This window comes from Sphingomonas sp. CFBP 13720 (assembly GCF_014842075.1).
Lineage (GTDB): Bacteria > Pseudomonadota > Alphaproteobacteria > Sphingomonadales > Sphingomonadaceae > Sphingomonas.
The window spans coordinates 219206-234586 of record NZ_JACYVA010000004.1 but is presented as its reverse complement, the minus strand read 5'-3'; the positions used below and the strand labels follow the sequence as shown (position 1 = coordinate 234586).

The 15381-nt window shown below is 67.9% G+C and carries 12 protein-coding genes; 4 read left to right on the top strand and 8 right to left on the bottom strand.

The features are described from left to right. Positions 1–510 precede the first annotated feature (510 nt). Genes IFT55_RS10825 through IFT55_RS10805 form a run of 5 tightly spaced genes read right to left on the bottom strand, consistent with a single transcriptional unit; the run spans position 511 to position 6845 of the window. A complete protein-coding gene (locus IFT55_RS10825; protein ID WP_192091888.1) occupies positions 511–1761 on the bottom strand; it encodes a TolC family outer membrane protein in 1251 nt (416 codons plus the stop codon). Next, complete coding sequence (locus tag IFT55_RS10820) at positions 1754–4177, bottom strand: ABC transporter permease (protein ID WP_192091886.1); 2424 nt, start codon at positions 4175–4177, stop codon at positions 1754–1756. Before IFT55_RS10820 ends, IFT55_RS10825 begins: the two co-directional genes overlap by 8 nt. 27 nt (positions 4178–4204) lie before the next feature. Further along, positions 4205–4879, bottom strand: a complete 675-nt coding sequence (locus IFT55_RS10815) for a head GIN domain-containing protein (protein ID WP_192091884.1) — start codon at positions 4877–4879, stop codon at positions 4205–4207. A 28-nt stretch (positions 4880–4907) separates the two neighbouring features. After that, on the bottom strand, positions 4908–5597 hold the full coding sequence (locus tag IFT55_RS10810) for an ABC transporter ATP-binding protein (RefSeq protein WP_192091882.1): 690 nt from the start codon (positions 5595–5597) through the stop codon (positions 4908–4910). A 12-nt stretch (positions 5598–5609) separates the two neighbouring features. Beyond that, on the bottom strand, positions 5610–6845 hold the full coding sequence (locus IFT55_RS10805; protein WP_192091880.1) for an efflux RND transporter periplasmic adaptor subunit: 1236 nt from the start codon (positions 6843–6845) through the stop codon (positions 5610–5612). 147 nt (positions 6846–6992) lie between these two features. On the opposite strand from IFT55_RS10805, the gene IFT55_RS10800 reads away from it, so the two are divergent. Further along, positions 6993–8240: a sigma-54-dependent transcriptional regulator gene (locus IFT55_RS10800; RefSeq protein WP_342029287.1), complete on the top strand. Its 1248-nt coding sequence runs from the start codon at positions 6993–6995 to the stop codon at positions 8238–8240. Then, positions 8230–9360: a sensor histidine kinase gene (locus IFT55_RS10795; protein WP_192091878.1), complete on the top strand. Its 1131-nt coding sequence runs from the start codon at positions 8230–8232 to the stop codon at positions 9358–9360. The genes IFT55_RS10800 and IFT55_RS10795 overlap by 11 nt, the downstream gene beginning before the upstream one ends. A gap of 23 nt (positions 9361–9383) precedes the next feature. On the opposite strand, the gene IFT55_RS10790 is transcribed toward IFT55_RS10795, so the two are convergent. Continuing rightward, entirely contained in the window at positions 9384–10367 is a 984-nt protein-coding gene (locus tag IFT55_RS10790) for a WalW protein (protein ID WP_342029286.1), read from the bottom strand. Then, positions 10364–12028 carry a sensor histidine kinase gene (locus tag IFT55_RS10785; protein WP_192091876.1) on the bottom strand — a complete coding sequence of 555 codons (1665 nt, stop codon included), beginning with the start codon at positions 12026–12028 and terminating at the stop codon, positions 10364–10366. Before IFT55_RS10785 ends, IFT55_RS10790 begins: the two co-directional genes overlap by 4 nt. A 173-nt stretch (positions 12029–12201) precedes the next feature. Here IFT55_RS10785 and IFT55_RS10780 point away from each other — a divergent pair, with 173 nt between their 5' ends. Beyond that, entirely contained in the window at positions 12202–12672 is a 471-nt protein-coding gene (locus IFT55_RS10780) for an Lrp/AsnC family transcriptional regulator (protein WP_192091875.1), read from the top strand. 426 nt (positions 12673–13098) lie between these two features. Here the strand turns inward: IFT55_RS10780 and IFT55_RS10775 are convergent, their stop codons facing one another. Further along, complete coding sequence (locus tag IFT55_RS10775) at positions 13099–14400, bottom strand: hypothetical protein (RefSeq protein ID WP_192091873.1); 1302 nt, start codon at positions 14398–14400, stop codon at positions 13099–13101. 187 nt (positions 14401–14587) lie between these two features. On the opposite strand from IFT55_RS10775, the gene yaaA reads away from it, so the two are divergent. Next, positions 14588–15346 (top strand): peroxide stress protein YaaA, encoded by a 759-nt coding sequence (yaaA, locus tag IFT55_RS10770; RefSeq protein ID WP_192091871.1) that lies wholly within the window; start codon positions 14588–14590, stop codon positions 15344–15346. Positions 15347–15381: the final 35 nt, after the last annotated feature.

The following is a 15381-nucleotide window of genomic DNA, read 5'->3' as shown; positions in this document are numbered from 1 at the left end:
GGACAGATGTCTCCGCGGCAGAAGAGATATTGCTTTTCTTGGCAAGAGACATTTCCGGCTCCGAATTAACTAGATTGGATTTTTGACTTATAGGAACGATTGCAGAGGGCGAGCCGGGGCTCGCCAACATAAATTTACCGAGCGAAACGGGCGTACCGCGCTGTTTAGCCCGCGCATTCCGCCGGACTGTCGCTGTGCACGGGGCACACCGCGCTCCGATGCGCGCAGCACATCGAACGCCGTGGGCGGCGGGATCGTGCGGGATGGACAGCCTTCGGGCAGCAGCGATATCGATCGGGTGCCTCCGTGCGATCGACCGCCTTATGGCGTCCAGCAACGCAAGGCGGTATCGTCATACCCCTCGTCGCTGGCTCGCAGCGCCGCAGGCGACCGGCGGGACAGCGGTGCCGCCGGGCTACGGTTCGGATCTGGTCAGCGCGGCAGGGACAGCCTATTGGCCGCAGCAGCAATCACCGCTGGCTCCGCGCCTAGCGTCAACCGGAAACTACGTCAGCCATAAGCGTCCGCGCCCAGCCGGCCCGTCGCGCGCAGCAACGTCGCCTGCGCCACCAGCACGTCCGCCCGCGCGGCGGCGACCGCCAGTTGCGCGCTGCGAAAGCTCTGGTCGGCGACGAGGATGTCGATCGTCGAACGCAGCCCGAACCCGTATTCCGCCCGAACGCCGTTCAGCGCCACGTCGGCGGCGGTCAGCCCGTCGATACTCGCCTGCAACCGCGTCCGCGCGGCGACCAGCGAAGCCCATGCGGCATCCGCACCCCGGATCGACTCCCGTGCGGCGGCATCCGCCTGGAAAAGCTCCGCTCGCCGGACCGCCTCGGCCTGCCGGATGCGCGACGATACCAGCCCGCCGCTCCCGATCGGCACGCGGAACGCGAGGCCAGCCGAAGCCGCAGCCTCGAAACCGCGTAGTTCCCCGTCCGCGATCCTCGCGCCGCGACCATAGCCGGCGGACAGGTCGACCGACGGTGCCCGTTCCGCCCGCGCCTGATCGACCCGCGCCGCCGCCGCATCGACCACACGGCGCTGTTGCAGCAACAGCGGGTTGCGGCTTTCCGCCGCGCCGCGCGCTTCCTCGCGATCGGTCGGCAACATGGGCGGCGGTGCGACCGTGGCCGACAGCGTACCGGCATCCTGCCCCACGACTGCGCGATAGGCGGCGGCGGCGGTCGCCAGCGCCCCCTCCGCATCGGCGAGATTGGCGACCACGCTGGCCCGCTGTGCCTCCAGTTGCGCCACGTCGGTCCGCGTCGCCTGCCCCAGCCCGAACCGCGACCGCGCCTCCGCGACCTGTGAATCGAGCCGTTCGATCCCGACCCGCGCGACCTCCACCGCCTGTTGCGTGTACAACAGATCGGCATAGGCCACGACGACGCCTTGCAGGATCGCCGCCTCGGTGTCGCGCAGCGCTTCCGCCCCCGCCGCAACGTCGCCGCGCGCGGCGCGGATCGCTGAGGATATCCGACCGCCAGCCCATACCGGCACCGCCGCGTCGAGCGATGCCGCCCCCGACCCGCCGAGGGCCAGACGGTCGTACCCCGCACCCCCGGTCAACCCCACGACCGGACGCGACGCCGATCGTGCCTGCTCGGTCGTTTCGGCCAGTGCCTCCTGCCGCGCGCGCGCCGCCGCGAGTTGCGGGTTGGTGGCATAGGCCGCCACGATCGCCTCGCGCAGCGTTTCCGCCGATGCCGGTTGGGCCATCAGCAGCGTCATCGACACGCCCGTCAGCCATTTAGTCATGGCGCAACGCCCATGCCGGCGCGGCGCGGCTGGCACGCAGCGACTGGCCCAGCACCGTCAGCACCGCGATCGCGGTCGCGAGCAGGCTGGCCCCGGCGAAATACAGCGGCGACAGCGCGATCCGGTCGTCGAACCCCGCCAGCCACGTCCGCATCGCCACGAACGCCAACGGCCACGCCACCAGATTGGCCAGCAGGACCGGGCGCAGGAACTGCCCGATCAGCAGCTTCACGATATCGGCGGACGACGCGCCCAGCGTCTTGCGGATACCGATCTCCTTTACCCGCCGCTGGGTGTTGAACGACGCCAGCCCCCATAGTCCGACGCAACCGATCAGCACGGCAAGGCCCGCGCCGATGCCGAACAGGCGGGTCGCACGGTCGTCGGCTTCGTAGAATTCGGCAAGGCGCCGATCCGCCGTTTCCGCGTCGAACGGAACCTGCGGAACCGTCCGTTGCCACACGGCGCGTACGGCGTCGCGCATCGCGCGCGGATCGCCGGTGAACCGGATCGTCGCCACTGCCGTATCGGTATGCTCAGGCTGGCGGTAATGATAATAATAGCTGGCGCTGTTCGGCTCGCGCGGTGAGGAAAAGCGCATATCGTCGACGACGCCGATGATCGTGCGTGGCCGGTCGCCGCCGACCGTCTTGCCCACCGCCTCCTGCGCCGAACGGAAGCCCAGCGTGCTGACCGCGCGGCGATTAATGACAATGTTGGCGGCCGCGCCCTTCGTCGGAGTGCGCTGGTCGTCGCCGGCATGCGCCGCGTCGAACAATCGGCCGGCAAGCAATCGCGCGCCGTACACACCGAAAAAGTCCGGCCCGACGATCATCCACCGCAGCGACGGTCCGGAACCGACGACGCCGGGCAAGGGCACGTTGTCGCTGTTGTCCGATCCGGTGCCGCCGGCGGCGGTATTCGCGACGGTAAGGCCGGTCACGTTCGGCAACGCCCGAAGCTCGGTCATCAGCTTTCGACGTTGGCCCACATCGACCAGCGTATCGCGCATCGACAACAGGACCAGCAAACCGTCGCGCCGAAAGCCCAGATCGGACTGCCGCACATGCTGCGTCTGCGCGACCAGCACCGTCGTCCCGACCATGAACGCGATGGCCAGTCCGAACTGAAACACGACCAACGCCTCGCGGATACGCGTCCCAACCCGCCCGCCGCCCGGCGAACGCGCCGATGCCAGCACCGAAGCAGTCGGAAAGCGGGACAACAGTACGGCCGGATAGAAACCGGCGATCAACCCGACGACCAGCGTCAAGGCCACAAGCGCGGGCACGACGACGACATAGGGTATGTCGAGCGACAGTCCGCCCGCCGCGTTGACGAGCGGCAGCCCCAGTTCGGCGAGGATCAGCCCCAGCAACGCGGCGATCGCAACGGTCAGCACCGCTTCGCCCAGAAACTGGCCGACCAACGTCGCCCGGTCAGCACCCAGCACCTTGCGCATCGCGACTTCCCGCGCCCGTAGTCCGGCCCGCGCGGTGGCGAGGTTCACATAGTTCACGATCGCGATCAGCAGCGTCAGAACGCCGACAAGGCCGAGCGTGACGACGGTGATCTTCCCGCTCGAACTTTGTCGCCCGGCCGGCTCGAGATGCAGTCGCGCGATCGGCAGCAGCGTCAGTTGCTGCGTCTTGGACGCGTCCTTGCCAAGGTCTGCCAGCCCGCGCCGATCGACGAACGGTAGCAATTTTTGTTCGAACGCGCGCGCAGCAGACGGCGTATCGAACCGGAGATAGGTTTGCAGCGAGGTGCTGCCCCAATGGAACCAGTTGTCGGAAACGGGCTTGCGCGGAAAGGGGATCAGCAACGACACCGTCATATCGGTGTTCTTGGGCAGATCGCGGAACACCCCGGCAATGCGGTAATTGGCCTGCACATCCATCGCGACGGTCATCGTCTGGCCGATCGGATCGGTCGTTCCGAAATATTTGCGCGCCAGACTTTCGCTGACGATCGCCGCGCTGGGATCGGACAACGCGCCGCGTCCCTGCCCGCGTATCATCGGCAGGTCGAATATCTCGAAGAACGAGGGATCGACCATCGCAACGTCCTCTGCCGTGGCGACGCCGCCCCGCAATACGGAACCGGCTCCTTTGCCGCCGCGAACACGGGTTCCCGTGACGCCCGGAAAATCCTCCCGCATCTGATCGAGCAGTCCGCCCATCGTATAGGGATAGGCGCCGTTGAACGGACTTTCCGGCAGGTTCCATACGGTCTGTACGACATAGATCCCGTCATGCCGGGGCAGCCACTTTTCATAACTCGTCTCGAACCGGACATAGAGGCCGAGGATCAGGAACACCGCGATCCCCACCGCCAGCCCGCCGATGTTGAGCGCGGCATAAAGCTTGTGGCGGGTGAGGGAGCGGTACAGGCTGAGAAGGGCGAAGGCGTTCATCGCGGGCGATCCTGACTGATTGCGGCGTTAGCGGCAGGTGACGCGGGCGGTGCCGCTCTTGGTGACGGCACAGGTCGGATGGCCCGTCACGCGCACGCTGCCCGATCCGCCGGCCCTGATGCTGGCCGCGCTGGAGGCGGTCGCCGCCACGTCGCCCGATCCGCCGAGGTTGACCGCCAGCGTCGGGGTTTCCAGCGCCATCGTCTCGACCCTGCCCGAGCCGCCGAGGTTGACGCGAACGCGGTCGGCGCGACCGCTGGCGGTGATCGAGCCGGAGCCGTCGAGAATGAGATGGACCTGCCGGACATGGAGGTCCGCCAGACGAACCTGTCCAGACCCGGACAGTCGCGCCGTGACGCTTTCACCGCCGAACCCGCCCGCGTCGATCGTGCCCGATCCCGATAAGGTCATCGCACGAACCACCGGCATCCTGACCGTGACGGTAGCACCGCGATCGCTGTGCTGGCCCGGCGTCCGGCGGATGCGGAGCGCGCCGCCGCGCACGTCGAGTGCCAGCGATGCGACCGCGCGCGGGTCGCCCGCTGCCGTCACGGAGAAGGATGCGCCGGGTACGATGCGGATCGTGTCGGACGAGGCGAGTTCGACGGTATCGAAGCCGCGCACGTCGAAACGACGATCTGCGGGCTGGGCACCGGCGGCGCTGGCGATGACGAGCAGGGCGAGTGGAATGAAGCAGCGCATGGTCGGTCCTTCGGAAATTTGGGCGGGGTCAGATGGCGCGGATGGCGGACGCGACGATGCGGCCGTCGAGCATGTCGATGCGGCGCTTCGCCATGTCGGCGTGACTGGGCGAATGGGTGACCATCACGATCGTCGCGCCTTCGTCGTTCAGCCCGGTCAGGATGTTCATCACCTGTTCGCCGTTCGCGGTATCGAGATTGCCGGTCGGTTCGTCGGCAAGGATGAGTTTCGGATTGCCGACGATCGCGCGGGCGATCGCGGCGCGCTGCTGCTGGCCGCCCGACAACTGGTGCGGGTAATGCCGCGCGCGGTGGGCGATGCCGACCTTGTCCATCGCCGCCGCCACCCGGCCGCGCCGTCCGCCGTCCTGCCCCCCGACATCCTTGCGATAGGCGAGGCCCAGCGCGACATTCTCCTCGATCGTCAGTTCGTCGATCAGGTTGAAGCTCTGGAACACGAAGCCGAGCGTGCTGCCCCGGAACTGCGCCAGTTCCTTCTCGTCCATCGCGGCAAGGTCGCGGTCGCCGAACCAATATTGCCCGCCGGTCGGCCGGTCGACGGTGCCCAGCGTGTTGAGCAACGTCGATTTGCCGCAGCCCGACGGCCCCATGATGGCGACGAATTCTCCGGCCGCGACGTGCAGGTCGACATCGGCCAGCGCCGTCGTCTCGACCTCGTCGGACAGATAGCGGCGCTGGATATTTTCCATACGGATCATCGGTGAACCTCGTTATCGGATGTTGAGAATGTCGCCCTTCACGGACGCGGTGTTGCTGGTGACGATGCGGTCGCCGGGGTTCAGGCCGGACAGGATCTCGACCTGTTCGGGATTGCGGCGGCCGGTCCGCACCGTGTGGCGGCGGGCATGGGCACCATCGGCGTCGAGCAGGAAGACCGACGATCCGCCCCCGGATTCCAGCCAGCCGCCGATCGGGGCGACCAGCGCGGGTGCCGTGCTGCCCAACGTGATGCGGATATCGACTGTCTGGCCACGGTTCAGCCCGGCGGGGGCCGCGCCGTCGAACGTCAGTTCGACGCGGAACCGGCCATCCTTCACCGCCGGCAGGACCTTCGACACGATCAACCGTGCACCGTTGGCAACCGCGCGCTGCCCCACCGCCACGCGACCAAGGAAATATTCATCGACATCCGCCTCCAGCTTCCACGACCCTTCGCTGTCGACCTGTCCGGCGGGGTCGCCGGGCTTCAGCGTCTGCCCCGGCTGGATGATGAAATTGGTCAGCCGCCCGCCGGTCGGCGCGCGGATCACCAGCGCGTCGAGACCGGAGCGTACTGCCGCCAGATTGCGCTCCAGCCGCCCCCGCGTATCGTCGAGCCGCGCGCCCTGCGTCGCGGTGATCCGCGCTTCCGCCGCGCCGCCCGTCTGCAACTGGGCCAGCCGGCGTTCCTGATACGCGGCTTCCTCGGCAAAGCTCTTCACGCCTGCGTCGGACACGAACCCCTTGTCGTATAGCTGCTGGCGAATACCCAGTTCGCGCCGCGCCTTGATCAGGTCGTAATTGGCCTGCGCGATCTGTCCCGCGCGGTCGAGCCGGTTGCGCTCGATCCCCAGATTCTCGCCCGCGACACCGCCCAGCTGGCTGGCGATCTGCGCTTCGCGGGTCAGCACGTCCAGCCGCAGCTCGGGATTGGCCAGCGTCGCGATCGACTGGCCTTCCGCAACCATCGTACCGTCCTGGACCAACAGCTTCTCGACCTGCCCGCCCGACAGCACGCCGACCAGCGTCGTCACCCGTGGCGCGACCGTGGCGCGCACCGGCAGGTAATCGGCGAACGGCGCCCGCTCGACTGCGCCCGTCTCGATCTCCGCCATGGCGATATCGGTCGATCCCGTGGCGGGCAGGAACCGCCAGAGCAGCACGGCGGCGATCAACAGCGCGATGCCCGCCACCACGATGCGCCGTCGCCACCACGGCGTCGGCGGACGTTCGGTGCGCCGGTCCATCGCACTGCCGGGAGCATGGGGAGAAGTGGTTGCGTGTACGGACGGTTCGGTCATCATGGCGCCAGTGTCGCCGATACCCCGCCGAAAGACTAAAACGTGTCAGATCAACGACTTGACTATGGTTCCTCTCTGAATGACCGTCCGGTGGTGAACACGGTGTCCGACAATGGACGGTCGGACACCCCGTCAAGCACGACCGCGATCCTGCTGATCGACGACAATCAGGCGGTGGCGCGGGCGATGGAGATCGCGTTCCGGCTCGCCGGCTATCGGCTCGACGTGGCGACCGGTCCCGACGACGCCTATTCGCGGCTGGCATCGGCGCGATACGACGCGATCCTGCTCGACATGAATTTCCGGCCCGGCGAATCGAGCGGCGAGGAAGGACTGGCCTGCCTTGACCGGATCGTCGCCGACGATCCCGCCGCATGCGTCGTCGTCATCACCGCGCATAGCGGCGTGCGGATCGCCGTGGCGGCAATGCGGGCGGGTGCGCGCGACTTCGCCATGAAACCATGGCGCAACGCCGAACTGATCGCGAAGGTCGAGGACGCGATCGCCCGTGGCGCGGCCCCCGCCCCGGTTCGCGTGGTCGGCGGCGTCGAACCGGTGCGACTGCTCGGCGAAAGCCCGACGATGCAGCGCCTGCGCGACCTGATCCGCCGCGTCGGCCCGACTCCTGCCGGCGTTACCGTCACCGGTGCTCCGGGAAGCGGTCGCCTTTTGACCGCACTCGCCATCCACGCCGCGTCCGCCGACGCCGCCTCTGTGCCGCTGCGGATCGACCTGCGCGATCCCGGCGCGTGGGACCGGATCGACGGAGCCGAAGCGACAGTCATCCTGCGCCATCCCGATACGCTCGACCCGGTCGCACAGGCGCGGCTGCTCGACCGGCTTCCGGGGGCGGTCCGCTGTATCGCGACGGCGGACGATGTCGGATCGCTCGTCCCGGCGCTGCGCCGCCGGATCGCCACGATGGAAGTCGCCGTGCCCCCGCTCGCCGCGCGTCAGGACGACGCGATCCTGCTCGCCCGGCACTTCGCCCGGATCGCGGCCGAACGCTTCGGACGTCCCGACGCGCGGCTGACCGACGCCGCCGAAGCGGCGATACGCGCGGCGATATGGTCGGACGAGGTGCGCGGGCTGGCGCTGGCGGTCGAACGAGCGGTCCTGCTGGCCGATGCCGGGATGATCGACGTCGCCACGCTGATGCCGCCCGCAACACCCGGCGCAGCACCCACCGCAACCGACGCCAATTTCGACCTGACCGATGCGGAGCGGGCGATGATCGAGGCGGCGCTGCGCGAACATCGTCACAACGTCACCCACGCCGCCACCGCGCTGGGGCTGAGCCGGGGCGCGCTGTACCGCCGCATGGCGCGCTATGGTCTTTAGCCGCAGCCTTGCGACGATCGTGACCGGCCCCGGCCTCGTCGCCTGCGGGGCGGCGGGCGTCGTCGCGTGGAATTGCGGATATTGGGGACTGCTGACCGGGTCGGTCCTCGTCGCCCTGTGGCTCTGCCTGCTCAACGCATGGGCGTTGGTCCAGCCGCTGACGGCTGCGCCGCCGCCAACCGACGCCGACGCCAGCGACGCCCCCGCGATGGTCCTGCGCCTGTTGCTGGATGCCGCGCCGACGCCGCTGATCGGGATCGACCAGACCGGTGCCCGCGCGCTCAACCGCGCCGCCCGGCAGCGTTTCGCGACCGACGACCGCATCTTGCCGATGCCCGCCGAACTGGGCGATCCCGCCGTCACCCATTTGCGCCACGACGGCCGGGGCTGGCGCATCGACCGCGTGACCGTCACCGGCGGTCTTTCCGGCCGGAGCGTCGCCGCGCTGATCGACATCGAACAGGAGGAACACGCCGCCGAAGCGCGGGCCACGGCCGAACTGATCCAGATCCTCGGCCACGAACTGCTCAACGGTCTCGCCCCGATCGTGTCGCTTGCCGAAAGCGGCGCGGCGGCGGTCGATCGGCCGGGCGTCGACCCGGCCCTGCTGCGCGAGATCCTCGGCACGCTGGCGCGGCGGGCGGAAGGGTTGCAGCGCTTCACCGAAGCCTATCGTGCGCTCGCCCGCCTGCCCCAGCCGACGCGCGCAGCGTCGGCACTGGACGAAATGGCGGGCGATCTTGCGCGACTGTTCGCCGGCCGCTGGCCCGCCATCGCCCTGACAGTGGAGACTCCGCAAGCGACATGGCCGCTCGATCGCGACCAGATCGCCCAAGCGCTATGGGCGTTGCTGCAAAATGCGGCGGAGGCACCCGGGACGACGCGCGTGACGCTGCGGTTCCAGCCGGCCGAAGCGGGCCTCGCGATCGACGTAGAGGACGACGGCACCGGTGTCGCGCCCGACGCCGCCACGCGCATCTTCCGGCCGTTCCATACGACCAAGCCCGAGGGTACCGGCATCGGCCTCAGCCTCGCGCGCCAGATCGCGCTGGCGCATGGCGGAACGCTGACACTGGAACCGGCGTCCGCGACGGTGTTCCGGCTGCTCCTGCCGCAATAGCTGGCGTACCGCCGCCCAACCGGTCACGCAGCCGCCGCCAGCACCTCCGCCACCGATGCCGACCGGACGCACAACCGGTCGAACAGGTCGAGCACGCCGTCCCACCATGCCCAGAACGCCGCCAGATCGGCGGCATCGCGGACATAGGGGGTGTGCCCCGGCACGATACTGGGCGAATGGAACGACAGGTTCAGCAACTGAGTGCCCTCGCCCACCGCCACCCTGATCGCTTCGCACGCTTGCGCAAGCGGCATCCCCTCGGGCGTCAGCGACACCCGATTAAGCAACCCACTGCGCGCCAGCACGCCCGGCCCATGGGGCAGCGCGGCGGCGTAATCGTACCAACGCTGTCCGCCCCGTCGCAACATGCCGGTGAACACCGTCGTCAACGGCAGTTCGAGGATCGATCCTTCCCGGAACGCCGCATTGCCGATCCCCCGGAAATCGGGGCCGCCCTGCGCGGCATAGCTATAGCCTGCCCGCATCGAGCTATCGATCCGGTAACCCCGCGCCGCCAACAGCGCCAGCGTCGCCCGCCCCAGCCCATAGCGTCCCGCACGATACACCACCGGCCGCTCGCCAGTGATCGCCGCGATGGCATCGCCCAGCCGGTCGAGCTTCGCCGCTTCCAGCGCAGGCGGAAGATTCCCCGCGAAACTGTTGCGGACGCCAATGATTTCGTCGAACGGCGGATTGACCCATGGATGAAGCTGCGTACCGATCGTGGCGGAGCCTTGCGCCATGATCGCCCGGATCGCGCCGATCGCCACCGGTTCGGTCGCGATCGGATAGTCGATCAGATACGTCATCGCCACGCCATGTCCGACGAAGCGGGCATGCGCGGCGGGCAGTGCAGCCATCGCCGCGACGCTCCATCCGTCGTGCCGGAATGGTCCGTTCCAGTCGAACGATTCCTCGGTATCTACGAACACGGTGAAGCGTTTGCCGAAATCCTTGGGCCACGCGATCGGGCAACCGGTCGGAACCGGCCGAAACCCCGCGCTCACTGCTGCTGTGCCTGCCCCATGGTAACCGTATCGGCGGCAGGCAGGCGCAGCGTCAAGGTCGCACTGCCGAACGACAGCACCCCGCCAAGTTCCACCGCGAGATTGCGCGCAAGGCGAAACGCGAATCCGGTGCCGAGCAGCGCCGGGTCCTCGTCGCCGTCATCGACGTCGAACACACTGTCGCCGGGCCACGCGTCGAGTGCGGCGGGCCGGTCGAACACGATCGCGACGTTGCCGTCGGCCTCCACACCCATGCGGACATGGATCGCCTCGTCCGGCGCGCTCGCCGACACCAACGTCGCTAGCAGCCGCGCCAGCAGACGCTCGACCGCACGACGATCCCCCAGAACGGCGATCGCCGCCGGCTCGATTTCCAGCAGCGATCCGCGCAACTCGCACAATGCCGTCAGGTCGCCCGCGATCGTCGCGAACACCGGATCGAGCGCCACGCGATCCGCACGCAGGTCGAGCGCATCTCCGTCGATCCGCGCGGCGAGGTCGAGATCGTCGATCACCGCGACCAGATCGCGTGAATGGTCGAGGATCGCACCGGCGCGCGATCGGTAGACCGGCGACACCGGCCCCAGCAATTGCGCCTCGATCATCTCGGCAAACCCGGCGATCGCGCCCGCCGGGGTCCGTAATTCATGAACGAGTTGGCGTAGCTGCGCGATGCCGGTATCGCGGCCCGCGACGGGCTCGGCCCGCTGGTCGCGACGCGGACGACGCGCCGTGCCGCGATAGCCGGTGAAGCGCCCGCTGGCATGATCGAACGCGGGTACGCCCGAAATGCACCAATGGCCCGCCGCGTCGCTGTCCCCGGTGATCGCCAGCCGCGCGTCGCGAAACGGCGCGCGGCGGCGCAGTGCCCCTGCTGCCACCGCATCGACCTGCGCATGGCCCGGCTCTCCGCCGATCGCGAGCGACAGTCCGATGACCGGCGACCGCGCCACCCCGTCGACCCAGCGGATCACACCGGTCGCATCGGTTTCGAAGCGGAATTCATCGCGCCGCTGGACGGGTGCCGCCGCAAACGGCCGTTCGTGCACGCGCTCGAACGCCTCGATCCGCGCCATGACGTCGGTGATTCGGAACGGCCCGGCGGGCGCGGGCTCGGCCTCGGCGACCGGGGTAGGCAGGGAGACAGCCGGAGCCAGCGGGACGGCGACCGGAACAGGCGCCTCGGGAAGCGCCAGCGGAACCGGCACGTCGGGAGCGATCACCAGACGATCGTCGCCTAGCACCAGATCAGTCGATCCAAAACTTTCCAGCGCACGCTGCACCGCAGGGTCCAGATCGCGTCGGTTGCGCAGGACGCCGCGCGCTGCCGGCGCCAGTTTGGGCAGCAACGCCGTCCATTCCGCGATCGACAATGTTGCGCCGCGCAACACTGGCACCGCGATTTCGATACGGTCGGTCGCCAGTACTTCGACCAGCGCGGCAGGCGGTGAAGCATGTTCGATGGCGCGCGCGCTGCCCATTCGCACCGTGCGGGGAACGCCGTCGCGCAACGTCCGCAAGGTGGTGATCGCCCGATCGTCCGCCGCAACGCGGCCCCGCCCGATCAGGTCGACGAGCTGCCGCCATGCCGAGGCACGCGCGCTCTCGCCCGACAGATCGGCAGCAAGCACCGTTTCGAGGGTATCGTCGAAGCGCACCATGTTCTCGCGAAATCACCATGGAAGCTCATGGCGCAAAGTGTCCTTAACGGGCGAAACGCAGTTCAGGAACTGGTCATTTTCGATACGTCGCAATGTGGGACAATTGCGCTTCCGCGTAATTTTATTATGCTGTACGCAACGCCATCAACTGATCCAAACCCGAAAGTGCATTTATGGCATTTGATCGTATCGACCGGCAGATTCTGGCACTGTTGCAGGAAGACGGACGGATGACGAATGTCGAACTAGCCGAACGCGTCGGACTGACTGCCCCACCCTGTCTGCGCCGCGTCCGCGCACTTGAAGAGGCCGGCGCGATCCGGGGATATCACGCCACGCTCGACCCGCGCCTGTTGGGCTTCACGATCACCGTCTTCGCGCTTGTCAGCCTGAAAAGCCAGGCGGGCAGCGACCTTGCAGCATTCGAGGCACATGTCGCGGAGATTCCCGAAGTCCGCGAATGTCACATGCTCAACGGCGAAATCGACTTCATCCTGAAGATCGTCGCGGCCGATCTGGAAAGTTTCCAGTCGATGCTGACCACGCAACTCATCACCGCGCCCAACGTCGCCAGCGTAAAGACGTCGCCGACGGTCCGCACGGCGAAATCACTGCCGGGCATACCGGTTTCCGCCGAGGGCTGACGCGCGGTGGCCTGCGGAATGGACATCCGCCCGACGCTCGCCCGACCTAACCGACAGAGCGTCACGATGGAAGGTGCGACCCCGTATCCTGAGTGCCGTTGAGCCTGTCGAATGGCGTATCGAAAGGCTGTACGGATGCTTCGATACGGACCGGGCGAACCATGCGCCACATGGTCCAGGATCGTCCGGGGAACGATCCGACCCGATTATTCTTCGACTTCGCCTCGTCGCTACCCGGCACGAACGGGCGACCCCGAACGCATCAGCCATGATGCTGAGAGAACGACATGGCGCAGGTGAAACGGCGCTCCAGCATCCGGTAATGCGTCGTCCGACCGACCACGCTCGCGACCTGCCGAATCGCTGGACCGCCTTCCTCACCCCGCGCGTAGAAGCGGAAGGGGGAATGCCCCTTCCGCTCCCCGGTCAGTTGTTGCCGACGACCGGCGTCGACGCCACGATCCGCGGCTGATCGACGTACAGCGTCCAGAACGTCGCAATCTCGTTGCGGGGAGCCGCCGTGACCTTCGCGAACGATTCCTTGGCCTGCGGTGCCTGACCCGCACGGGCAAAGGCGATGCCGAGGCGCGTATTCACCTCGTCCGCATCGACGCCGCCCTTTTGCAGGGCAAGCTGGAACAGCTCCACCGCCTTGGCATTGTTGCCGGTCGCCAGATAGACGTTGCCGGCGGCTGCCGCCGCCTTGCCGTTCGGTGCCGCCTTGGCCCGGGTTTCAAGGCTTGCGGCCGAACCGTACGACGCGACCTGACCCTGCGCCGACGTCTTGAGACCGTTGAACACCGTCGCCGATGCCGGGATCTTGCCGGTCGAGCGGCCCTCGTCGATCAGCGCGACGGTTTCGTGCGGCAGGCCCAGATCCTGCGTCGCCTGCACATACTCGCGGTAATCGTTCTGGTCGGCCAGCGACTTCGTGTCGCGCATCAGCCGCAACACGTCGACGCGCGCCTGATTGCCCAGTGCCGCACCCTTGTTGTCGGTGCGGTCGCGGAACAGGATCAGCACCTTGCGCCAGTTCGCCTGCGTCGGATATTCGGTCAGCTGACGCCGCGCCCACTGCCCGGCCTCGACCGACCGGTTGGCCTTGTACAACTGGGAAATCGTGTAGTCGTACCATTGCGGCGGGACCGGCTGACCGGCTGCCTTCTTGGCGGCGACGACCTTTTCCATCGCCGCGATCCCGGCGTCCAGCTTGCCGCCCTGGATATTGATCTGCGCCAGACGCAGGTCGAGTTCGGGGTCGGCATAGCCGGCGGCGCGCGCCGCCTCGAAATTACGCAGCGCGACGTCTGGCTGCTTTTGGTCGAGCGCCAGCACGCCGCGATTGTACAGCAACGTGCCACGTTCGGCTGCCGCCAGCTTGGGGCTGGCGAGCAGGGCATCGAGCGCGGTGGCCATTGCCGGACGATCGTTCTTCGCCTGCGCCAGTCCGACCTTCAGCTGGGCAAGGAAATAGGCTTCGTCGACATTGCCGGCGACCGCGGCGGCCTGTGCGGCGGCGATCTGCTGGTCGGCGGTCGCGAAGTCCTTTGCCTTGATCGCGGCATCGGCGGCCAGCGCGGCGACGCGGAACGCCTCACCCACCTGAACCTGCGGGGCGGCGGGGGCCGCTTCCGCCTTCTTGCGCTGGGCGTCGGCCGGCGGCGCGATCGCCAGGGTTGCACCCAGGCCGAGCGTGGCGGCGAGGGCAGCCTTGGAAACGAACGTCATGCCGAAAACTCTCCCGAAACTGATGCCGGACGCACGCCCGGCGGGCGTCGCCCATCTAGGTCGTGGCAGTCGTGCAGACAAGCGCGCACGACCACCGCCGGTTGCCCGACCGTCGCTGAACGCGCGTTGAACGCATCGGCTCCCGTGCGCTTTGACGCGATCGAACGCCGACGCTAGGCGCGCGATCATGATCGCCATTCTATCCCCTGCCAAGACGCTCGATTACGAAACGCCGCTTCCGGCGGTGCAGGCGACGCGGCCCCGGTTCGCCGAACCGTCCGAACAGATCGCGCGCGGCGCGGCGCGGCTGGGCGCGGCAAAGCTGGCGACGTTGATGTCGATCTCGCCGAAGCTCGCGGATCTGAACGCCAGGCGCTATCGGGAATTCGCCGACGCGCCCGAACGCCCGGCATTGCTCGCGTTCGCCGGGGACGTGTACGCCGGGTTCGATGCCGCCTCGCTCGAAGAAGCCGGACTGACGTTCGCGCAGAATCATGTGCGCATTCTGTCGGGGCTATACGGCCTGTTGCGCCCGCTCGATGCGATCCGCCCCTACCGGCTGGAGATGGGCACACGCTGGGCGCCCGGCCGGGCGAAGGATCTCTACGCGTTCTGGGCCGACCGCATCGCCGGACTGCTGGCGCAGGATGTCGCGCAAAGCGGATCTGATGTCGTGCTCAACCTCGCCAGCCAGGAATATTGGAAGGCGGTCGACGGACGGCTGGCACCCGACATCCGCGTGATAAACATCGATTTCCGCGAGGGCGGACCGGAAGGTCCGCGCTTCGTCAGCTTCCATGCCAAGCGGGCGCGCGGCACGATGGCCCGGTGGATGTGCGAACATCACGTGACGTCGATCGATGCGATGCGCGGGTTCGATGCCGACGGATATCGATTCGTGGCAGGCGACAGTACCGACGACCGGTGGACGTTCCTCCGCGCTTGACGACGTTCGACGGGCTGCGCATTGTAGACGTCACG

What these genes read in the sequence shown, in the direction of transcription:
- IFT55_RS10825 (WP_192091888.1), bottom strand. Translation starts at nt 1,761, where the DNA reads ATGACTAAATGGCTGACGGGCGTGTCGATGACGCTGCTGATGGCCCAA.
- IFT55_RS10820 (WP_192091886.1), bottom strand. Translation starts at nt 4,177, where the DNA reads ATGAACGCCTTCGCCCTTCTCAGCCTGTACCGCTCCCTCACCCGCCAC.
- IFT55_RS10815 (WP_192091884.1), bottom strand. Translation starts at nt 4,879, where the DNA reads ATGCGCTGCTTCATTCCACTCGCCCTGCTCGTCATCGCCAGCGCCGCC.
- IFT55_RS10810 (WP_192091882.1), bottom strand. Translation starts at nt 5,597, where the DNA reads ATGATCCGTATGGAAAATATCCAGCGCCGCTATCTGTCCGACGAGGTC.
- IFT55_RS10805 (WP_192091880.1), bottom strand. Translation starts at nt 6,845, where the DNA reads ATGGACCGGCGCACCGAACGTCCGCCGACGCCGTGGTGGCGACGGCGC.
- IFT55_RS10795 (WP_192091878.1), top strand. Translation starts at nt 8,230, where the DNA reads ATGGTCTTTAGCCGCAGCCTTGCGACGATCGTGACCGGCCCCGGCCTC.
- IFT55_RS10785 (WP_192091876.1), bottom strand. Translation starts at nt 12,028, where the DNA reads ATGGTGCGCTTCGACGATACCCTCGAAACGGTGCTTGCTGCCGATCTG.
- IFT55_RS10780 (WP_192091875.1), top strand. Translation starts at nt 12,202, where the DNA reads ATGGCATTTGATCGTATCGACCGGCAGATTCTGGCACTGTTGCAGGAA.
- IFT55_RS10775 (WP_192091873.1), bottom strand. Translation starts at nt 14,400, where the DNA reads ATGACGTTCGTTTCCAAGGCTGCCCTCGCCGCCACGCTCGGCCTGGGT.
- yaaA (WP_192091871.1), top strand. Translation starts at nt 14,588, where the DNA reads ATGATCGCCATTCTATCCCCTGCCAAGACGCTCGATTACGAAACGCCG.